The sequence below is a fragment of the Acidobacteriota bacterium genome (genome assembly GCA_018001935.1).
Lineage (GTDB): Bacteria > Acidobacteriota > JAAYUB01 > JAAYUB01 > JAAYUB01 > JAGNHB01.
In genome coordinates this window covers 49,675-67,751 of sequence record JAGNHB010000012.1, presented here as the reverse complement: position 1 = coordinate 67,751, position 18,077 = coordinate 49,675, and the positions used below count along the sequence as shown (strand labels likewise).

At 68.0% G+C, this 18,077-nt stretch carries 17 protein-coding genes; 9 read left to right on the top strand and 8 right to left on the bottom strand.

Features of this window, described 5'->3' with window-relative positions:
* Positions 1-10 precede the first annotated feature (10 nt).
* The 7 genes from KA419_07040 to rdgB all read left to right on the top strand — a co-directional run bounded on the left by KA419_07040 (position 11) and on the right by rdgB (position 5,732).
* Positions 11-1,504, top strand: coding sequence for a pyruvate carboxylase subunit B (locus tag KA419_07040; GenBank protein MBP7865690.1), 1,494 nt, complete (start codon positions 11-13; stop codon positions 1,502-1,504).
* 1 nt (position 1,505) lies between these two features.
* Positions 1,506-1,988, top strand: a complete 483-nt coding sequence (locus KA419_07035) for a hypothetical protein (GenBank protein MBP7865689.1) — start codon at positions 1,506-1,508, stop codon at positions 1,986-1,988.
* A gap of 2 nt (positions 1,989-1,990) precedes the next feature.
* Positions 1,991-2,725 (top strand): N-acetylmuramoyl-L-alanine amidase, encoded by a 735-nt coding sequence (locus tag KA419_07030; GenBank protein ID MBP7865688.1) that lies wholly within the window; start codon positions 1,991-1,993, stop codon positions 2,723-2,725.
* Between the two features lie 9 nt (positions 2,726-2,734).
* Entirely contained in the window at positions 2,735-3,316 is a 582-nt protein-coding gene (locus KA419_07025; GenBank protein MBP7865687.1) for a GerMN domain-containing protein, read from the top strand.
* A 79-nt stretch (positions 3,317-3,395) separates the two neighbouring features.
* The gene (locus KA419_07020) at positions 3,396-4,226 is read left to right on the top strand and encodes a glutamate racemase (GenBank protein MBP7865686.1); all 831 of its coding nucleotides are present in this window, start codon (positions 3,396-3,398) and stop codon (positions 4,224-4,226) included.
* Between the two features lie 11 nt (positions 4,227-4,237).
* Positions 4,238-4,990 carry a ribonuclease PH gene (gene rph / locus KA419_07015; protein ID MBP7865685.1) on the top strand — a complete coding sequence of 251 codons (753 nt, stop codon included), beginning with the start codon at positions 4,238-4,240 and terminating at the stop codon, positions 4,988-4,990.
* Positions 4,991-5,072: 82 nt separating this feature from the next.
* Positions 5,073-5,732 (top strand): RdgB/HAM1 family non-canonical purine NTP pyrophosphatase, encoded by a 660-nt coding sequence (gene rdgB / locus KA419_07010; protein ID MBP7865684.1) that lies wholly within the window; start codon positions 5,073-5,075, stop codon positions 5,730-5,732.
* On the opposite strand, the gene KA419_07005 is transcribed toward rdgB, so the two are convergent.
* Both KA419_07005 and KA419_07000 read right to left on the bottom strand, forming a co-directional pair.
* Entirely contained in the window at positions 5,662-6,765 is a 1,104-nt protein-coding gene (locus KA419_07005) for a hypothetical protein (protein ID MBP7865683.1), read from the bottom strand. The genes rdgB and KA419_07005 overlap by 71 nt on opposite strands.
* Before the next feature lie 226 nt (positions 6,766-6,991).
* Complete coding sequence (locus KA419_07000) at positions 6,992-8,134, bottom strand: hypothetical protein (GenBank protein MBP7865682.1); 1,143 nt, start codon at positions 8,132-8,134, stop codon at positions 6,992-6,994.
* Between the two features lie 146 nt (positions 8,135-8,280).
* On the opposite strand from KA419_07000, the gene KA419_06995 reads away from it, so the two are divergent.
* Positions 8,281-9,981 (top strand): bifunctional metallophosphatase/5'-nucleotidase, encoded by a 1,701-nt coding sequence (locus KA419_06995; protein ID MBP7865681.1) that lies wholly within the window; start codon positions 8,281-8,283, stop codon positions 9,979-9,981.
* Positions 9,978-10,778 (top strand): histidinol-phosphatase, encoded by an 801-nt coding sequence (locus KA419_06990; protein ID MBP7865680.1) that lies wholly within the window; start codon positions 9,978-9,980, stop codon positions 10,776-10,778. The genes KA419_06995 and KA419_06990 overlap by 4 nt, the downstream gene beginning before the upstream one ends.
* A gap of 340 nt (positions 10,779-11,118) precedes the next feature.
* On the opposite strand, the gene gpmA is transcribed toward KA419_06990, so the two are convergent.
* The 6 genes from gpmA to KA419_06960 all read right to left on the bottom strand — a co-directional run bounded on the left by gpmA (position 11,119) and on the right by KA419_06960 (position 18,066).
* Positions 11,119-11,865 carry a 2,3-diphosphoglycerate-dependent phosphoglycerate mutase gene (gpmA, locus tag KA419_06985; GenBank protein MBP7865679.1) on the bottom strand — a complete coding sequence of 249 codons (747 nt, stop codon included), beginning with the start codon at positions 11,863-11,865 and terminating at the stop codon, positions 11,119-11,121.
* Positions 11,866-12,113: 248 nt separating this feature from the next.
* The gene (locus KA419_06980; protein MBP7865678.1) at positions 12,114-12,476 is read right to left on the bottom strand and encodes a sulfite exporter TauE/SafE family protein; all 363 of its coding nucleotides are present in this window, start codon (positions 12,474-12,476) and stop codon (positions 12,114-12,116) included.
* A gap of 61 nt (positions 12,477-12,537) precedes the next feature.
* Positions 12,538-14,634, bottom strand: coding sequence for a GWxTD domain-containing protein (locus KA419_06975; GenBank protein MBP7865677.1), 2,097 nt, complete (start codon positions 14,632-14,634; stop codon positions 12,538-12,540).
* 91 nt (positions 14,635-14,725) lie between these two features.
* Complete coding sequence (locus KA419_06970; GenBank protein MBP7865676.1) at positions 14,726-15,172, bottom strand: hypothetical protein; 447 nt, start codon at positions 15,170-15,172, stop codon at positions 14,726-14,728.
* Positions 15,173-15,245: 73 nt separating this feature from the next.
* A complete protein-coding gene (locus KA419_06965; protein MBP7865675.1) occupies positions 15,246-16,073 on the bottom strand; it encodes a hypothetical protein in 828 nt (275 codons plus the stop codon).
* Positions 16,074-16,083: 10 nt separating this feature from the next.
* Positions 16,084-18,066: a M1 family metallopeptidase gene (locus KA419_06960; GenBank protein ID MBP7865674.1), complete on the bottom strand. Its 1,983-nt coding sequence runs from the start codon at positions 18,064-18,066 to the stop codon at positions 16,084-16,086.
* Positions 18,067-18,077: the final 11 nt, after the last annotated feature.

The following is an 18,077-nucleotide window of genomic DNA, read 5'->3' as shown; positions in this document are numbered from 1 at the left end:
CGAGGTGATGATGGAAACCAAACCCCTGATGATCACCGAGACCCTCCTGCGCGACGCCCACCAGTCGCTGTTGGCCACGCGCCTGCGCAACGAGGACCTTTTCCCCATCGCGGAGAAGCTGGACAAGATCGGCTTCTGGTCCCTGGAGATGTGGGGCGGCGCCACCTTCGACAGCGCCATGCGCTTCCTCGGCGAGGACCCGTGGGACCGGCTCCGCAAGCTCCGCCTGCGGATCCACAACAGCCGCACCCAGATGCTCCTCCGCGGGCAGAACCTGGTGGGGTACAAGCACTACCCCGACGACATCGTGGAGCGCTTCGTGAAGGCCGCCGCGGCCAACGGCATCGACGTGTTCCGCATCTTCGACGCCCTCAACGACATCCGCAACATGGAATTCGCCATGCAGGTGGCCAAGCGCGAGGGCGCCCACGTCCAGGCCACCATCAGCTACACCATCTCCCCCGTCCACAGCATCGAGGCCTTCGTGAAGCTGGGCCGCGACCTGGCGGACCGGGGCGCCGACTCCCTCTGCATCAAGGACATGGCGGGGCTCCTGACGCCCTACGCCACCTACGAGCTGGTCTCGGCCCTGAAGAAGGACCTGGGGCTGCACGTCCAGGTGCACACCCACTCCACCAGCGGCATGGGCATCGCCTCCCTGCTCAAGGCGGCCGAGGCGGGCGCCGACGTGGTGGACACGGCGATCTCCTCCATGTCCATGTCCACGTCCCAGCCGCCCACGGAAACCATGGTCACCATGATGAAGGGGACGGCCCGGGACACCGGGCTGAACCTCAACGCCCTGGCGGACATCGCCGCCGTCATGGGGGAGGTCCGGAAGAAGTACGCCAGCTTCGAGGCGAACATCGCCCCGGTGGACGTGAACGTCCTGCAGTTCCAGGTCCCCGGCGGCATGCTGTCGAACCTGGTGGACCAACTCCGCCAGCAGGGCGCCCTGGACAAGTACCACGCCGTCCTGGAGGAGATCCCGCGGGTCCGGGAGGACATGGGCTTCCCGCCCCTGGTCACGCCCTCCAGCCAGATCGTGGGCACCCAGGCCACCCTCAACGTCATCATGGGCGAGCGCTACAAGGTCATCCCGGAAGAGGTGAAGCAGTACGTCCGGGGCTTCTACGGCCGCCCGCCCGCCCCCATCAACCCCGAACTCATCAAGAAGGCCATCGGGAAGGAGGAGCCCATCACCTGCCGCCCGGCGGAGATGCTGGACCCCGGGTGGGAGAAGGCCAAGGCCGAGATCGGCGCCCTCGCCCGGTCCGACGAGGACGTGCTCTCCTACGCCCTCTTCCCGCAGGTGGCCCGCCCCTTCCTGGAGCGGATCTCCAAGGGTCTCGGCGGGAAGGAGGAGATCGCCGCCGCCGTGGCGGCCAAACTCTTGATCCAGCAGCAGAACAAGGCCAAGCAGGCCGTTGCGCGGCCGGCGGCCGCCACCGCCCGGTCCGACTGGAAAATGGCCGGGCGCGCACTCATGAGACGGGGGTGGTGAGATGGCCAACAAGTTCAAGATCGTCCTGGAAGGCATCCCGTACGAAATGGATTTCCGGGAGAGCACCGTGCTGGTCAACGACCGCGAGTTCCCCTGGAGTGTGAGCGGCGACACCGTCACCGTGGGGGGCAACCCCCACACGGTCGCGTTCAAGGGCAACAGCACCGTGGTGGACGGGATCTCCTACCCTTACGAGGTCTTCGGCCTCGAACAGCCCAAGGTGGAGAGCACCCGGAAGAAAGCGTCTTCCGGCGCCGCCGGCGAGGAAGCCGGCGCCATCACCGCCATCATGCCCGGGCTCATCATCAAGCTCCTGAAGAAGGAGGGCGAGGTGGTGAAGTCCGGCGAGGTGGTGGTGATCCTGGAAGCCATGAAGATGCAGAACGAACTCCAGGCCAAGAAGTCGGGCCGCATCAAGAAGGTGTTCGTCCACGAGGGCGACAAGGTCGAGATGCGCCAGGTCATCATGGTCATCGAGGAGTGAGGATGTCCCCTTCGACCGGCAGGGTGCCGCCGTTTGGCCCGTTCACCCGGGCCCTTTCCGCGGCGGCGCTCTGGGCCTTCCTCGCCGTGACGCTCCCGGCCCAGGGCGGGCGGGTGGTCTGCATCGACCCCGGCCACGGGGGGGACGACGCGGGGGTCCGCGGCGCGAGCGCCGTCGAGAAGGACATCACCCTCCAGATGGCGGAACGGCTACGCCAGATCCTCTCCTACACCACCCGCCTCGACGTGCGCCTCACCCGCTCCGCCGACACGGCGGTCCCCCTGGTCCAGCGGGCCGCCCAGGCCAACCTCGCCCGGACGGGCCTCCTCGTCAGCCTCCAGTGCGCCTGGTCCCGGCGGAAGGAGGACCGCGGCTTCGTCGTCTACTACTACCGCCCCTCCCCGGCCGAGGAGAGCCGGACCGAGGTGATCCGGGGGATGATCGACGGGCGGGAGATCCGCCTGGCGCCCTCGGCCGCCGCCCAGCTCGCCTGGCTCCAGCCCAGCCGGCGGCTGGCGGAGATCATCCAGCAACGCCTCGGGCTCGTGTTCCAGCCGTTCACGGGCGCCCCCGCCGCGGAACGGCTCTACCTGCTCTCCGCGCTGAATTGCCCCGCGGTGGCCGTCGAAGTCTGTTTCCTGAGCAACGCGGAAGACGAGAAGGACATCCTCACCCCCCGGGTGCAGGACGAGTTCTGCCGGCGCCTGGCGGACGCCATCGCCGATTTCATGCAGTGAGGACGGCGGATGCGGCACAAGTGGATCATCGTTGGAATGGTCGCCCTGCTGGTGGTTTCGCTCGCGGGAATCCTGACGGTGTACTGGATGGAGAAGCAGAAGTCCGAGAGCGGGGCCGCCGGTGCGGGAGGCCTGGCCGCGGGCGACGTGAAGGACCGGTCCGTGAAGCTCTACTTCCGGTCCCCCTCCGGGAAGGGGTTCGCCCTCCTCCGCCTGGAGGCCCGCAGCATCCTGGCCCCCGTGGACAACCGCCTCTTCGTCCGCAAGCTCATCGACGAACTCAAGAGCGGGTCCCGCTTCGGCAACCTGGAGACCCTGCCCAAGGACGTGGTGGTCCGCGAGGTCTACCTCGTCGGGAAACAGGCGATCCTCGACTTCAGCCGGGAACTCTGCACCCAGCACCCCGGCGGGACGACGGAGGAGCTCGCCACGCTCTACTCCATCGTGAACACCCTCACCGGCAGCCTGCCGGAGATCAACACCGTTCACATCCTGGTGGAGGGCCGGCGCCGGGAGACCCTGGCGGGGGGGATCTCCCTCGACCAGGGGCTGGCCTTCTCGGGCGCTTACCTGGACGGGGCCCAGAACTGAAGGCCGCCGGCCCGAGCCTTGAACCCGACCACGGACAGCCACGGACAACCACGGATAAACCCGGAAATCAGGAGACATCATGAAACGCAACCGGCCCATCGGGATCTTCGACTCCGGCGTCGGCGGGCTCACCGTTTACCGCGAGCTCAAGCACCGCCTCCCCGAGGAGCGATTCCTCTACCTCGGCGACACGGCCCGCGTCCCCTACGGTACCAAGTCGGCGGAGACCATCGTCAAGTACTCCCTCCAGAACGGCCAGTTCCTCACCACCCTCGGCGTGAAGCTGCTGGTGGTGGCGTGCAACACCGCCTCCTCCTACGCCATGGAGGCCATGGTGGAGACGTTCGACGTCCCCGTCGTCGGCGTGATCCCCAGCGGCGTCCGCAAGGCGCTGGAGCTGTCCCGCAACCGGAAGATCGGGGTCATCGCCACCGAGTCCACCGTGGCCAGCGAGAGCTACCAGGAGATGATCCTGCAGCTCGAGCCGTCGGCCGAGGTCTGCGCGAAGGCGTGCCCCCTGCTCGTCCCCCTGGTGGAGGACGGCTGGCTCGACCACCCGGTGACCGCCGAGGTGTCGCGGATTTACCTGGAGGACCTCAAGGACCGTTCCATCGACACCCTCATCCTCGGCTGCACCCACTATCCCATGCTCAAGAAGGTGATCTCCTCCGTGGTGGGCCCCGGGGTGAACCTGGTGGACTCCGCGGAGGCGCTGGCGGGAGAGATCCGCCAGATCCTCATCGCCCTGGGCCTGGAGCGCAGGCCCGACCCCGCCCAGCCCGCCGAGGACGCATTCTACGTCACCGACTCGGTGGCACGGTTCCGGAAGGTGGCGGAGATCTTCCTCGCCCGCAGCGTGGAGCAGGTCCAGACCATCGACCTCCAGAACCTGCCCCCGGCCGAGCGCTGAGGGGGGCCGCCATGCACCGCGGCGACCGGGGCCCCCTCGAGCTTCGCCCCCTCCGGCTGGAAGGGGATTTCGTCCGGCACCCCGAGGGGTGCGTCCTGATCTCGACCGGCGACACCCGGGTCCTGTGCGCCGCGTCGCTGGAGGACAAGGTCCCGCCGTTCCTCAAGGGGAGCGGGTCGGGGTGGGTGACGGCGGAGTACGGCATGCTCCCCCGGTCCACGTCCACCCGGAGCGCCCGGGAGGTCACCCGCGGGCACCCCTCGGGACGCACCCACGAGATCCAGCGCCTGATCGGCCGCTCCCTCCGGGCGGTCACGGACCTGGGCCTGCTCGGCGAACGGTCCGTCGTGGTGGACTGCGACGTCCTCCAGGCCGACGGCGGCACCCGGACGGCCTCCGTCACCGGCGGTTTCGTGGCCCTCGCCCTGGCCATCGACCGCCTGGTCCGGGAAGGGCGCCTGCCCCGCAGCCCCCTGCGGGACTTCCTGGCGGCGGTGAGCGTGGGCGTGGTGGCGGGGGAGGTCCTTCTCGACCTCTGCTACGAAGAGGACTCCGCCGCCGAGGTGGACATGAACGTGGTGGCCACGGGCGACGGCCGGTTCGTCGAGGTGCAGGGGACCGCCGAGCACAACCCGTTCACCGACCAGCAGCTCCGCCGGATGCTGGACGCGGCCGGCCAGGGGATCCGCCGACTCGTGGACGCCCAGCGCACCTTCCTCTCCGGCCGGCTGGACCTGGACACGCTGATTCCCCCGGCACGCTGAGCAAGTCCCCTGCCGCGGCCGCTCCGAAGGGCTTTCGGCACCCGGCCCCGACCCGGTTTACCTCGCTTCGAAAGGAACGGTCATGAACCCTGGAGGATCGCTTCTCGTCGCCTCGAAAAACCCCGGCAAGGTCCGGGAGATCCGGGAGATCCTCGCCCTGCCCGGCGTGTCCCTCCTCAGCCTCGCGGACGTCCCGGGGTTGCCCGACTGCGAGGAGCCCGGCGACACGTTCGCCGCGAACGCCCGGGTGAAGTCGGAGTTCTACTCGCACCTCACGGGCCTGCCGACCCTGGGGGACGACTCCGGCCTGGAGGTGGACGCCTTAGGGGGCGCCCCCGGGGTGCGCTCGGCGCGCTACGCCGGCCCGGGGGCCTCGGACGCCGACCGGATCACCAAGCTCCTCGCGGAGCTGGCGGCGCGCCCGGGAGCCGCCCGGACGGCCCGTTTCGTCTGTGCCGTCTCGCTGGCGGAAGGCGGGCGGGAGCTTTTCGCCGCCCGGGGGACCTGCGAGGGGGTCATCACGGAATCCCCCCGGGGGGGCAACGGGTTCGGCTACGACCCGGTTTTCCAGGCGGACGGCACGGGGCTCACCTACGCCGAACTCCCCGACGCCGACAAGAACGCCCTCAGCCACCGGGGCCGCGCCCTGGCCCGGCTCCGGGATTATCTCCTCACGGTGACGTCTTCAGGCGGGAAGGAAACGAGAGCCGCAGGTCCCCACCCCTCCCGGCGGAGGGTTTGAGCCGGACGTCCGGCTTCACCTCGGCGCCCGGAGCGGAGCCCGGGCGGACTTCGAGGACGTAGACCGCGTGGATCCTCCGGAGAAGGGACGCCAGCGCCGTCGAGATCCCCTTCTCGTCGAGGGGGAACTCGGCCCGCCCGCCGGTCTGCTCGGCAAGGTCGTGGAGGACCCCCTCGTACGTCCGGTTGGGGACCTCGCTGGCGAAACGCTTGGTCATGGCCGGCTGGGGGGCCCCGTCCACCGTCGGCTCCGTCCGGATGACGCCCTCCTGGCGGCTGGAAAAGCCGCGGTCCTGGCTGTACCCCGGGGTGCCGACGGGGAGTTCGGACGTCAGCGTCTCCACCGGCTGGACCGGGACCCGAAGGATGAACAGCGGGGCGGCGAAGGCGCGGAGGGCCCCCCGAAGGTCCTCCGCGGCCGTCGAGAAGTCGGCGGTGGTGTACTGGCGGCGGTACAGCCGCACGTTGCTGTCCGTGACCACCAGCGTCGCGATCCGGACGGGGTTCCGCTTCAGGAGGTTGTCGGCGAACCGGGCGACGGCCTCCACGCTCTCCAGAAACCCCGGGTGACCGGTGGTGGCGCAGCTGCGGATCGCCTGGGTGAGCTTCCCCCGGTCCGCCGTGTTGGGCTGGATCATCCGGGCCCCGTCGTTGAGCGTCATCAAGAGGACCTGGACGTTGGGCGGCAGGACCTCGACGAAGCGAACCAGTTCCGCCCGGACCGTTTCGATGCCGAGGCGGTCACCCGTGACGTCCAGGGCCAGGAGAATGGCCATGGGGCTCTCCGACCCCAGGAAGGACTCCACCTCGATTGGTTTGCCGTCGAGGCGGACGTCGAAATCCCCCGCCGCCAGGTCGAGGCCGGGATCGCCGGACCGGGTGGCCGCGCAGACGGGGACCTTGATCGTCCCGGAAACGGGAGCCCCCCCCTGGGCCGTCAGGGTCGCCACCGCCCACCCGAGGAAAAGGCCCGTCACGACGACCCGGCGGAAAACCCACGACACCGTGGGGACCTCTGCGGCAACCGTCCTCATCCATCGCCTCCAGGCCGGCCGGCATCCCCGGGGCGCCCGGGGGCCGCCGGCCGTTGCACTCGCCTTCGCAACCCCACTGTAGCCCCCCCGCCCCCGGTTTTCAAGGGTTAAAACCAGGGGCTGGGGGGAGGCGCCCGCGCGCCGGGGCCCCGAACGCCCCCCACCCCGCGGCCGAGCGGATCGCACGGTTCGCGGCACCGCTGCGGCCAGCCCTGGGCGGGCCGGCCTACTTCAAAAGGTTTCCCGCCTGCTTGCAGACCCGCTGGATCTGCTCCGCGTAGACGATGGGGGACACCGTGGGGACGGTCTTCCCCGCCGACTTCTCGTAGGCCTGGAAGAAGAACCTCACCACGGCGCGGTCCAGTTGTTCGGCGCACTCCGCCGCCTCGCGGGCCAGCTCGGGAAGGCTCATCGCCTCCACCTCCTTCCGGAAGGACGCCTTGTCCCACTTCCACCGCGACAGCAGGTCGTCGGCCACGTCCCGGAAGCGGCCGGCCTCGCGCTCCAGTTCCTTGAAGCGCGCCCGGTCGGGCTTGCCCTGCCCCGCCAGCGCCGCCAGGCGGCAGACGTTGTCCGCCCGAACGGCCACGGCGTAGATCCGGTCCACGATGACGGAGGTGAAGATCTTCCGGTACCCCCGCTTGAGGTCCTCGGGGGTGGCCGGGGGGTCGCGGTAGATGTCGTCGAGGTCCCGCCCCAGGAGCCGGTAGGCGTAGGGCGAGTACTCGATGTCGGCCGTGAGCAGCTTGACCCGCTCGAACAGGTCGTCACGTTCCGCCTCGGGGCGGCACGAGAGGTTCCGCACGCGGAACCAGAGCATGTGGTCGTAGAAGACGTTCTCCACCTGGGTCCCGTCGAAGACCAGGTCCTGGCGGAGCTTCCGGAAGCCCTCGCGGTCGAGGGCGGTGATGTTCACCTCCACGTCGGCCGGCTTTGCGGGCGCCTTCGGTACCGACACGTGTCTCGCCTCGAAGGCGAACCGGTCCGACCCCGGGAGGTACACCAGGAACTCCAGCAGGTAGTCCCCCCTGTCCAGCATGACGTAACGCTCGAACCGCCCCCCGCCGTCGGGGACCCGTTCGCCGACCGCCCGGACCCTTCCGTTGTCGTGGTAGCAGATGGACCCCTTGTCGAGCCGGAGTGCCAGGGTCTGGAGGTGCAGGGACCGGCCGGGGTCCGCGTCGCCGACGGACCGGGCCACCTCGGGAGACAGGAGGATCGTGACCTTCACCTGGCTCAGCAGGGGCGGGGCCGCCCGGAGCACCGTCCCGAACAGGAGGAAGACCGCGGAAACCGTGAACAGGGCCAGGGGGAGCGGGCAGGGGAGGGCTTCGCAGCGAGGTCGCGGGAAAGCGGGTGTGCGGGTCATGGCGTGCCTCCGGAGAACAGTTTCACGCCTATTTGAACTCCCCCGGGGAGCGAAGGTTCAAAGAAAGATTGATCGGGGGCGGGTTTTGTGCCATAAGGGAAATTTCGAACCCCCCCGGCTTCCCGGGGAACACACCAGGAGGTCCCATGATTCGGTCGTTCATCGCCTCACCCCGGAGGCTGCCGTTCGTGCTCTGCGTGATCCTGGCCGCGGCCCTGGCCTGGGTCCCCGCGGACGGGAAGGAAGGTGCGGAGGTCCGGGTGACCGTAGTCCAGACCACCGACATCCACGGTCGGGTCCTGCCCTGGGACTACTTCCGGGAAAAGGAGCAAAACGTCGGCCTGGCGAGGGTCGCGAGCTACATCGGACGGGTGCGGGCCGAGAACGGACACGTCCTCCTGCTGGACAACGGCGACCTCATCCAGGGCAGCCCCCTCGCCTGGTACTTCCTCCGCCGGAACACCTCGAAGCCGAACCCGATGATCCTGGTCCTGAACACCCTGAAGTACGACGCGTTCACGGTGGGGAACCACGAGTTCAACTTCGGCCTGGGACCCCTGCTCAGGTGCCGCGACGAGGCGGCCTTCCCCTTTCTCTCCGCGAACACGCGCCGGAAGGGCTCCGAGGAACCCTTTTTCAAACCTTACGTCGTGAAGGAATTCAACGGTGTGCGCGTCGGGGTCCTGGGGTTGACCACCAGCAACATCCCCAACTGGGAGACGCCCGAAAACCTGGGGGACCTGGTCTTCGACCCGACGCCCGACGCCGCCCGGAAGTGGGTCAAGGTCCTGCGGGAGGTCGAAAAGGTGGACGCCGTCGTCGTCAACACCCACGAGGGCTTCGAGGTCGACCTCGCCACCGGCAAGCCCAACGGTTCCGAAACGGAGAACCGCGCCTGGGAGCTGGCCACCGCCGTCCCCGGCGTGGACGTGGTGCTGACCGGGCACTCCCACGACAATGTCCCGCCCCGGCTGGTGGGGAACGTCCTCATCGCCCAGGGCCACAGCTGGGGACAGCACGTCACCCGGGTGGACCTGGTCTTCCGGAAGGAAAAGGGCCGGTGGGGGCTGGCGGAGAAGTCGGGGCTCAACCCCGCCATCGACGACACCATCCCCGTGGACCCCGCCATCGCGACGCTGATCGCGCCCTATGACCGGGAGGTCCGGGAGTGGATCGCCAAGCCCATCGCCACGGCGGAGACGGACCTGAGCGCCGAGGGGGTCTTCACCGGCGACAACGCGCTCCTGGACCTGATCCACGCCATGGTGCTGGAGCGCACGGGCGCCCAGCTGAGCTTCGCCTCCTACATGCCGGGCCACTACGTCCGCATCGCCCGGGGGCCGGTGCGCGTCTCGCACCTCTTCGCGCTGTACCCCTACGAGAACACCACCACCGTGATCGCCCTCAAGGGGAAGCACGTCAAGGAGGCCCTGGAAGTCTCCGCCGAGATCTACGACACCCTCGAGTGGGACGCCGCGAACAAGACCCTCAACATCGGCCAGCAGCCGGATTTCCGCCGCTACGGCTTCAACACCCTGGCGGGGGCGCGCTACGCCATCGACCCCACGCGGCCGGCGGGGCAGCGCGTGGTCTACCTGGAGATCGGCGGGAAGCCCGTGGACCCGGAGGCCGAGTACACCCTGGCCACCAACAGCTACCAGGCCGCCGGGGCGGGCGGGCGGTACGCCATGTTCAAGAACGGGCGGCTGGTTTCCCGGGACACCCAGGAGGTCCGCGACCTGCTCATCGAGTACGTCCAGAAGAAGGGGACCCTCCGTCCCGAGGCGGACTGGAACTGGTTCCTCCGCGTCCCCGCGAAGCTCGTCATCCCGGATCGCCCCCGATGACGGAGGACCCCCGGCGGCGCGACCTTCACGTCCACACGGCCTACTGCAACCACGCCGTGGGCGCCATGGAGGAGTACGTCGAGGCGGCCCTGCAAAAGGGTCTCGAGGAGATCGGTTTCCTCGAGCACCTCGAGACGGGGGTCGTCTACCCCCGCCGCACCTGGCTGACCCCGGAACTGCTGGACGCCTACGCCGCCGAGGGGGAAACGCTGAAGGAACGGTACCGCGGCCGGATCACCGTTTCCCTGGGCGTGGAGGTGGGGTACAACCCCGACGCCCCGGAAGCGGTCGAGGCCCTCGTTGGACGCCACCCCTGGGACCGGGTCGCCGTCTCCTTCCACTTCGTCCGGGACCCGGGGCTCGGACGCCACCTCAACATCTGCTCACGGAACGACCCGGTCAACGTCGCCGGGCTCCTGGCCCGGGGGGTCCGGGAGGTGACGCGGCACTACTACGAAACCCTGGCGGAAGGGGTCGCCCGCTTGCGCCCCTTCATGGTGTGCCACTTCGACGTCGTCGAGCGCAACCTTCCCTCAGTGGCCGACGACCCGGACATCGCCCGCCGCATCGAGCACACCCTCGGCGTCGTGAAGGAAACCGGCGCCTGCCTGGAAGTCAACACCGGCGGCTACGTGCACTGCGGCCGGCTGTTCCCCTCCCCGCCCATCCTCCGCCGGGCCCTGGAACTGGGCATCCCCTGGGTCCTGTCCTCCGACGCCCACGCCCCGGCCGACGTCGCCCGGGACTTCGACCGCGCCCTCGGAGAAGTTCGCTTCCTCGCTCCCACAGAAGCCTGACTTCACCGCCAAACGTACCCTCAGCCTCAGAGCAATGGCTCGAACAAAGGCACGACAAACACGTTCCCGTTCGATTTCCGGCTTTTTACGAACCCGTCAATCCTGATGACCTCGCATCAAAAGACCGGCCCCATCAAACCGCAAAGAACACAAAGACACGCAAAGAAGGCCAGAACCCTTTGAATTCAAAGCATCTATAAGATCTGTCTTTCTTTGCGTTCTATGCGTTCTTTGTGGCTGAATTGACTTTATACGGTGCTGTCAATCCTGTTTTGCCCGTGAAGCGGGACGGCTCGTCGCGCCGCGGCCACTTCCCCCGGACGCAGGCGCGACCGGGGGCTTACTTGGCCTTCCCCTGCGCTGCGACGGCCGCGGCGGCCTGGGCGATGGCCTCGGGATCGCCGAGGTAGTAGTGCCGGATCGGTTTCAGCCCGGCGTCCAGCTCGTAGACGAGGGGGACGCCCGTGGGGATGTTCAGGCCCACGATCTCCTCGTCGGAGATGCCGTCGAGGTACTTGACCAGGGCCCGGAGGCTGTTGCCGTGGGCCACGACGAGCACCTTCCGGCCGGTCAGGATGTCCGGGGCGATGGTCTCCTTCCAGAGGGGAAGGAAGCGATCGACGGTGTCCTTGAGGCACTCGGTGAGCGGGAGTTCCCGCGGCGTCAAACCACGGTAGCGAGGGTCGTGTCCCGGGTAACGGGGGTCCTCGGGCTGGAGCGCCGGCGGGGGCACGTCGCAGCTCCGGCGCCACAGGTGCACCTGCTCCTCCCCGAACTTGGCCGCGGTCTCGGCCTTGTTCAGCCCCTGGAGGGCGCCGTAATGGCGCTCGTTGAGCCGCCAGCACCGGTGGACCGGGATCCAGGCCAGGTCCAGCTCGTCCATGACGATCCAGAGCGTGTGGATGGCCCGCTTGAGCACCGAGGTGTAGGCCACGTCGAACACGTACCCCTCCCCGCGCAGGGCCTTTCCGCCCTGGTGAGCCTCCTCCACCCCCTTCGCGGTGAGGTCCACGTCGGTCCACCCCGTGAAGCGGTTCTCCATGTTCCAGACGCTCTCCCCATGCCGAATCAAGACAACTTTATACATGCGTCCTCCTCTGTATGAATGCCCTCATCACCTGCATCGGTATCGCTATCGCTATCGCTATCGGTATCGGTATCGGTATCGCCATCGGTATCGCTATCGTCATCGCTATCGTCATCGCTATCGCTCCCTCCCCCCCTCTCGCCTCCCTCCCGCGTCCGAGCTCAACGGCAAGGGCGATAGCGACTGCGATTGCGACGGCGACTGCGATACCGATACCGATACCGATACCGATATGCCCCGCGAGGCGGCTACTTGTCAAGGGCAATAAACAAACCCACGACCACCAGGAAAAGGCCGAAGAGGCGCCGCAGCACCTCCTTCGGGAGGGACAGCGAGAACCTCGCGCCGACCCAGGCCCCGATGAAGATCCCGATGGACAGCATCAAGGCGGCCCGAACGTCGACGTTCCCCTTCCGGTAGTACTCGATCACCCCGAGGATGCCGACCGGGAGGATCATGGCGGCCAGGGAGGTCCCCACCGCCAGGTGCGGGGGAAACTTGAAGACATACATGAGCATGGGTACCATGATGATCCCGCCGCCCACCCCGAACATGCCGGCGGCCACGCCCGTCAGGATCGCGACACCCAGGATCAGCAGAAGCCCTTTCATTCGTGTCCCTCTCTCGGCAGACGGTGAAATGGTCCCGCACCGGGGCGGAACGGGGCCGGCGTCACTTGGAACCGCCCATCCCCTCCACCTGCTTTCGGACGTCCTCGCCCCGCCGGGTGTTCCCGTTCTTTTCGTAGAGGGCCGCGGCCTCGAGGTACTCGCTTCGGGTGCCCCGCCCGGTTTTCACGAAGGCGTCCAGCGCGGCCTCGGCGTCCGCAGCCTTGCCCTGGGCGGTGAGGACCCGGGCGTAGTACAGGTGCCCCTCCGGCGGGAAATCCGCGTTCTCTCGAACCCGGGCCAGGAGTTCGGCCAGCGCCGCCGGCTCGCCCGTCTCCAGTTTCCGGCGGACCATCGCCACCACGGGCTCCGTGGCGTCGGGGTTCTTCAGCACCGCGCGTTCCAGGAAGCGGAGCGCCCCGGCGCCGTCCCCGGCCTTCTCGAGGATCAGGCTGCGCTGGTAGTCGTAGATCCCGGCTTCGTCGGGAGCGAGCTTGTCCGAGAAGACGGTCTGGATCGGCGTCTTCCGGGTGGGGTCCAGGAAGAAGGGGATGCTGCCGGAGGCCAGCACGGCCCCTTCCGCGTCCTTGACCGCGATCACCAGGGAAAAGCGGCCGGACATGATCTCCGTGAGGGGGATCTGTTTGAAGGTCAGCAGGGTCCCCCTCGCGTCCAGCTTGCCGAGCACGATGTTGTCCATGATGACCTTGGAGGGGGTCTCGCTCCGCTCCGGGAGCAGGCGGTACTCGAAGCTCAACTGCTTTCCGGGCTGCGCCTTCACGTCTGCGGGGGGCCAGTAGAGGTGGAAGAGGACCCCGAGGCGCTCGGTCATGCTCGCCTTTCGCTCGGTCAGGGGGGAGAAGCGGTAGTTGAAGAAGGAGAAGCAGCGGCTTTCGACGGAATCCCGGTCCGCGGCCGCCCCGAAGGAATCGGTGAGCAGGAGCGGCCCCACGGCCGGCGCCTCCGCCGGGACCTGGGGCACCTCGATCGTGCGGCTCTGGGTGTAGGTCTGGGAGTTCACGCGGTTGAAGATGAGGAGGTCCAGCCGGTACTTCCCGGGGACCACCCCCAGCTTGTCCTGGAACTGCAGGCACATCCCCTTGACCCGCTCGAACTCCTCCTCGTTGAAGTAGCGCACCACCTCCTGGGACCGTCGGAGGATGACCTTGTCCTCCGCGTCGGAGAGGTTGATCCCCACCTCGAGGGAGAAGTAGTAGCGGTCCTGGTAGCGGGCGACGCTCAACTCCTTCGGGTAAACCTTGAACGCCCAGTGGATCAGGGCATTCCCCTCGGCGTCCAGGGTAGGGAAGGCCGTCAGGTGAAGGGTGGTGGGGGTGGCACTGTAGATCAGGCGGGTGTCCACCTTCCCCCGGAGCTTCGACGGGTCGGCGATGTACATCTGCAGGTAGCCCGTGGGGGCCTCTTCCTCGGGCAGGGTGATGATCTTGTTGATCAGCATGTCGGACGTCAGGCTCGGGCTGAACTCCTGCAGGTCGACCGGCTCCGAGGGGATCAGGCACAGGGCGGCACGGGCCAGCTCGGCATTGATGCTGCGCATGTACTCATAGGACATCCGCTTGCTGTTGATGTTCGTCCCGTGGGTGAGCCGCTGGATCCCGTCGTTGTAGGGGCTGTAGAGCCGGTAGCCCCCGAAGCCCTCCCGCTCCCAGAACATGACGTAGAACGCGCTGTAGAGGCTCGGGTGGTTGCGGTTGGTGTAGAACCAGAGTTCGACGGGGTAGATGTGGTAGTCGGCGGTCCAGTCCAGGATCTGTGCCGGCTGACCGAGGAGGATGTAGATCTTCCCGCGGTCCGTGCGCCACCCCGGTGCGCCCTCCATGATGAACTTGCTGTTGGCGTAGTTGATGCGCCGGAAGTGCTCCACCTTGAACTCGTTCTCGGGGGTGCCCGGGGAAGGGTCCCGCGCGGCCCAGAACGAGTCGATGAACCGGTCGCGGTCGAGGTCCGATTTCAGGTCGTGGAGGAAGACGTTCCGCTCCACCTTGGAGATGATGTAGACAACGTCCTCCTCCAGCCACTTCTTGTGGGTCGGGCTCAGCGGGTGGGCCGGTTTCTTCGCCCAGAGCGCCGTCCCGCACAGGATGAGGACCGCGGCGAGAACGAGGCCGCGGGTTGACGATTTGAAGGGCTCATGTTTCATGGTCACGCTCCCAGAATCCGAGCGCGAATTATACCCTTTTCCGCGCGCGGCTGCACCCCCTATTACGCCCCGCAGCGGTCACGGGTGTCCGTCACGGCCTCAGGTAGGCCCGGATCTTGTCCTCGATGCCGCAGGGCAGCTTGTCGGTGAGGAACTGCTCCCCCTTTCCGAGGGCCTCATCCAGGGAGACGGCACTCCGCCAGTGCCGGTCCATCTCCTCCCGCCCGAGCGCCTCCAGGAGTGTCCCGGTGCCCCGGACCGCCACGGCGAGGTCGTCCACGTAGGCGCAGGCGGAGTCCGAGTTGTCGGGGACGAAGTCGACGGCCGACACGATGTAGAGGGCCAGGCTGGCCGCGTAGTGCCGCAGGGAGGGCCTCAGTTCGAGGTCGAAGGCCAGGCGCCAGACCAGGCGGTAGAAATCCTCCAGGAGCCGCAGTTCTTCGTAGGACTCCCGGGGGAACTCGGCCCGGAGGATCTGGATCCGGTTCTCGATCACGGCGTGCAGGCGGTTCTGGAAATCGGGTTCCTTGATGATCATGGTGGGCCTCCAGCGAGGAATCAGGATGGAAGCATTCTATCAGAACACCGCTTTCCGCCGCAAGGGCGCCGGCCTAGAAGACGTTTCGCTTGACCAGGTCCGCGAGGAAGCGGTGCAGCCAGACCCGGGCCAGGACCAGGCAGAAGGCGGCCGCCTGGAGAAAAGCCCACAGGAAGAACCGGCTCCCGTAACAGAGCATCCCGAGCCAGGAGAAGAACAGGGCGCCGACCCCGCCCAGCGCGGTGGCCAGGACGACCAGGCCCCACCCCTTGAGGACCAGCGGGAAACCGACCCGCAGGGTCCGTTTCACGGACCAGCCGATCCGGCCCGTGTGATTCGCCATGACCGCCCGGACCAGGTACTGCACCGAGTGCAGGAAGGAGACGGCCAGGAGGACCAGGACGATCTGCAGGGAGTAGAGCCGGAGGGTGAAGAGCTCGGAGGGGTTCTCCGGGAGCAGGTCCCCCGCCAGGACGAAGGGCAGCAGGACCAGGGCCACGCCGAGGGCGAACACCGGCAGGAAGAGGACCCAGAGGAGGCAATACCGAAAACCCAGCGTGACCACTCCCCGGGCGAAGGGCTCGAAAACCTTCTCCCCCTCGTGGCAGAACAGTTTCATCAACCCGCCGCTGAAAAGGATCTGCACCAGGAAGAAGAACACCGCCACGGGAAGGAAGGCGACCGGGATGGCGGAGAGGGCGGGGCCGGCGTTGGGGATGAAATCGGAGAGGAAGAGGGGGTCGATGCCGCCGGACAGCCGCTCCAGCCAGAGCGACTCGCCCGCGTAACCCCGCAGGGCGTTCCCCAGCAGGGACGACACCGGCCACGAAACCAGCAGGGAGAATGCCCAGAGGATCACGGCGGCCCCGAAGATCTTCCTGAGCGGCGGGTCGATGGTCATCTCGGCCTCCCTAGGCCAGGAGTGCGACGAGGTGCAGGAGGACCTGCACCAGGAACTGGAAGATCGCCTGCAGCCGGGAGATGTTCTCGGCCCGGGGCCGGGTCGTCCGGCTGTTGTTGGCGAAGCACCGGTCCAGCGGGACCTTCAGGCCGGGGTCCACCGACGCCGCGACGACGGGGGAACTCTCCCGGAAGGCGTAGCGCGTCCACCGGGACTCCCCGTCCCACCGCTCCGTCCGGACCCGCCCGTCCTCGAAGCGGATCTCGACGTCCACGGGCAGCACGATCGTGCCGTGACGCTCCAGCGTCACCACCGACTCCCACTGCTTCGCGGACCGGTCCTCCCGGGTGGTCAGGCCGCTGACGGCGTAGTCGACCCAGGCCGCCGGGGCAAAGGCCTCGGCGAGAAAGCGCCGGACCGTCTCGCCTCCCGCGGCGGCGAAGTGGGCGGTGAAATCCCGGGTGTCGGGGTGACGGAAACGGAACGCCTGGTAGAACCCCCGGAGCGTCCGGGCGAAGGGCGCCCGTCCCATGAGGTGCTCGAGGGTCAGGAACATCGTCGCGGCCCGGCCGTAGGCGTTCGCGGAGTACCCCCCGGGAGCGAAGCACCAGGACGCCGTGTCGAGGGCGTCGGGGAGGGGGCGATCGCGAAGGGTGATCCAGCGGTGTTCGGCGAAGGAGCCCAGGCTCACCCTTTCCATCGGGGCGTCCTCCCGGCCCGCCAGGATGGCGTTGATCCGCGCCTCGGCGTAGGAGTTGATCCCCTCGTCGATCCAGGGTTCCTCGAACTCGTTGCTGGCCACGACTCCCATCCAGTAGTTGTGCCCGAACTCGTGGGTGATGACCGTCTCCGCCCCGAGGCCGTTCAGCGGCCACCACTGCAGGATGCGGTGAAACGCGCCGGTGAAGAGGGTGGGGTACTCCATGCCCCCGGCCTCGATCGCACCGACGGGGGGGTCCACCAGGGTGACGGCAGCGTAGGGGTAGGGCCCGAACATCAGGCCGTACAGCTTGATGGCATGCTTGAGGGTCCGGAGGAAGAGGGGGATGGACGCCTCGTGGTCCGGCTGCACGAGAAGACGGATCGAGACGTCGGGGAGGCGGAGGGACTCGGGGCTCACGCCCAGGACCCGTGACCAGTGAGCGTACTCCTCCGGTCCAACCTCGGTGCTTGCCGTGAACTTCTCCGTCACCTCGATGAAATCCGGGGCGGCGGCCCAGGCGAAGTCCACGACGGCTTCCTGGCGGAAGAGGCAGACCGTCTCCCGGCGCCCGGAGGTCGCCGGTTTCCGGGCCACTTCACGGCCGGTGGCCCCTACCTTGTACTCGTTGGGGAGGGAAAGCCAGACCTCGTAGTTGGCGAAATTCGAGTAGAACTCGCTGTTGCGGTGGTACTGGTGGCAGTTCCACCGGGTCGCGGCCGCGTGGCGCCACCCCGGGGGCTCGAGGACGGCGACCTTGGGGAACCACTGGCCGGCCATGAAGAAGTTGCCCCGCCGCCCGCTGCGTGCGTAGACCTTTGAGGGCAGGCGGGTTTCGAAGACGGCGTGGAGCTGCACGGAACTCCCCGGGGCCACCGGCTTCGGGAGGCGGACCTCGGCCAGGGTGCGGTCGGAGGGGTTCCCGTCGTCCGGCTGGATGAAGCGCAGGGCCGGCAGGAGGTCGCCCATCTCTTCCGAGTCCAGCTTCCGGATCTGGATCCCCCCGGTCGCCGCGGGGTCGAAGGAGGACTCCCCGGAAGCCAGGCGCTCCTCGCGGAAAAAGGTGGTGTCGGGCCCTTCGAAGGCGTTCATGTACAGATGGATGGGAATACGTTCCACGGGGTCGGGGGAGTAGTTCGTCCACCGGATGTGGGTCGTGCCGCGGATCAGGCCTTCCTTGGGGACCAACCGGGCCTCGATCCGGTAGGTCACCGGGGCCCGGAAGCCCGTGGGGACCTGCCCCTGGGCGTTGCCCGCCAGCAGGCCCGCCCACCAGGCGACCCCGAGGAGCACCGCGAAAATCC

Coding starts and splice junctions, on each gene's coding strand:
- KA419_07040 (MBP7865690.1), top strand. CDS start 11: ATGGAAACCAAACCCCTGATGATCACCGAGACCCTCCTGCGCGACGCC.
- KA419_07035 (MBP7865689.1), top strand. CDS start 1,506: ATGGCCAACAAGTTCAAGATCGTCCTGGAAGGCATCCCGTACGAAATG.
- KA419_07030 (MBP7865688.1), top strand. CDS start 1,991: ATGTCCCCTTCGACCGGCAGGGTGCCGCCGTTTGGCCCGTTCACCCGG.
- KA419_07025 (MBP7865687.1), top strand. CDS start 2,735: ATGCGGCACAAGTGGATCATCGTTGGAATGGTCGCCCTGCTGGTGGTT.
- KA419_07020 (MBP7865686.1), top strand. CDS start 3,396: ATGAAACGCAACCGGCCCATCGGGATCTTCGACTCCGGCGTCGGCGGG.
- rph (MBP7865685.1), top strand. CDS start 4,238: ATGCACCGCGGCGACCGGGGCCCCCTCGAGCTTCGCCCCCTCCGGCTG.
- rdgB (MBP7865684.1), top strand. CDS start 5,073: ATGAACCCTGGAGGATCGCTTCTCGTCGCCTCGAAAAACCCCGGCAAG.
- KA419_07005 (MBP7865683.1), bottom strand. CDS start 6,765: ATGAGGACGGTTGCCGCAGAGGTCCCCACGGTGTCGTGGGTTTTCCGC.
- KA419_07000 (MBP7865682.1), bottom strand. CDS start 8,134: ATGACCCGCACACCCGCTTTCCCGCGACCTCGCTGCGAAGCCCTCCCC.
- KA419_06995 (MBP7865681.1), top strand. CDS start 8,281: ATGATTCGGTCGTTCATCGCCTCACCCCGGAGGCTGCCGTTCGTGCTC.
- KA419_06990 (MBP7865680.1), top strand. CDS start 9,978: ATGACGGAGGACCCCCGGCGGCGCGACCTTCACGTCCACACGGCCTAC.
- gpmA (MBP7865679.1), bottom strand. CDS start 11,865: ATGTATAAAGTTGTCTTGATTCGGCATGGGGAGAGCGTCTGGAACATG.
- KA419_06980 (MBP7865678.1), bottom strand. CDS start 12,476: ATGAAAGGGCTTCTGCTGATCCTGGGTGTCGCGATCCTGACGGGCGTG.
- KA419_06975 (MBP7865677.1), bottom strand. CDS start 14,634: ATGAAACATGAGCCCTTCAAATCGTCAACCCGCGGCCTCGTTCTCGCC.
- KA419_06970 (MBP7865676.1), bottom strand. CDS start 15,172: ATGATCATCAAGGAACCCGATTTCCAGAACCGCCTGCACGCCGTGATC.
- KA419_06965 (MBP7865675.1), bottom strand. CDS start 16,073: ATGACCATCGACCCGCCGCTCAGGAAGATCTTCGGGGCCGCCGTGATC.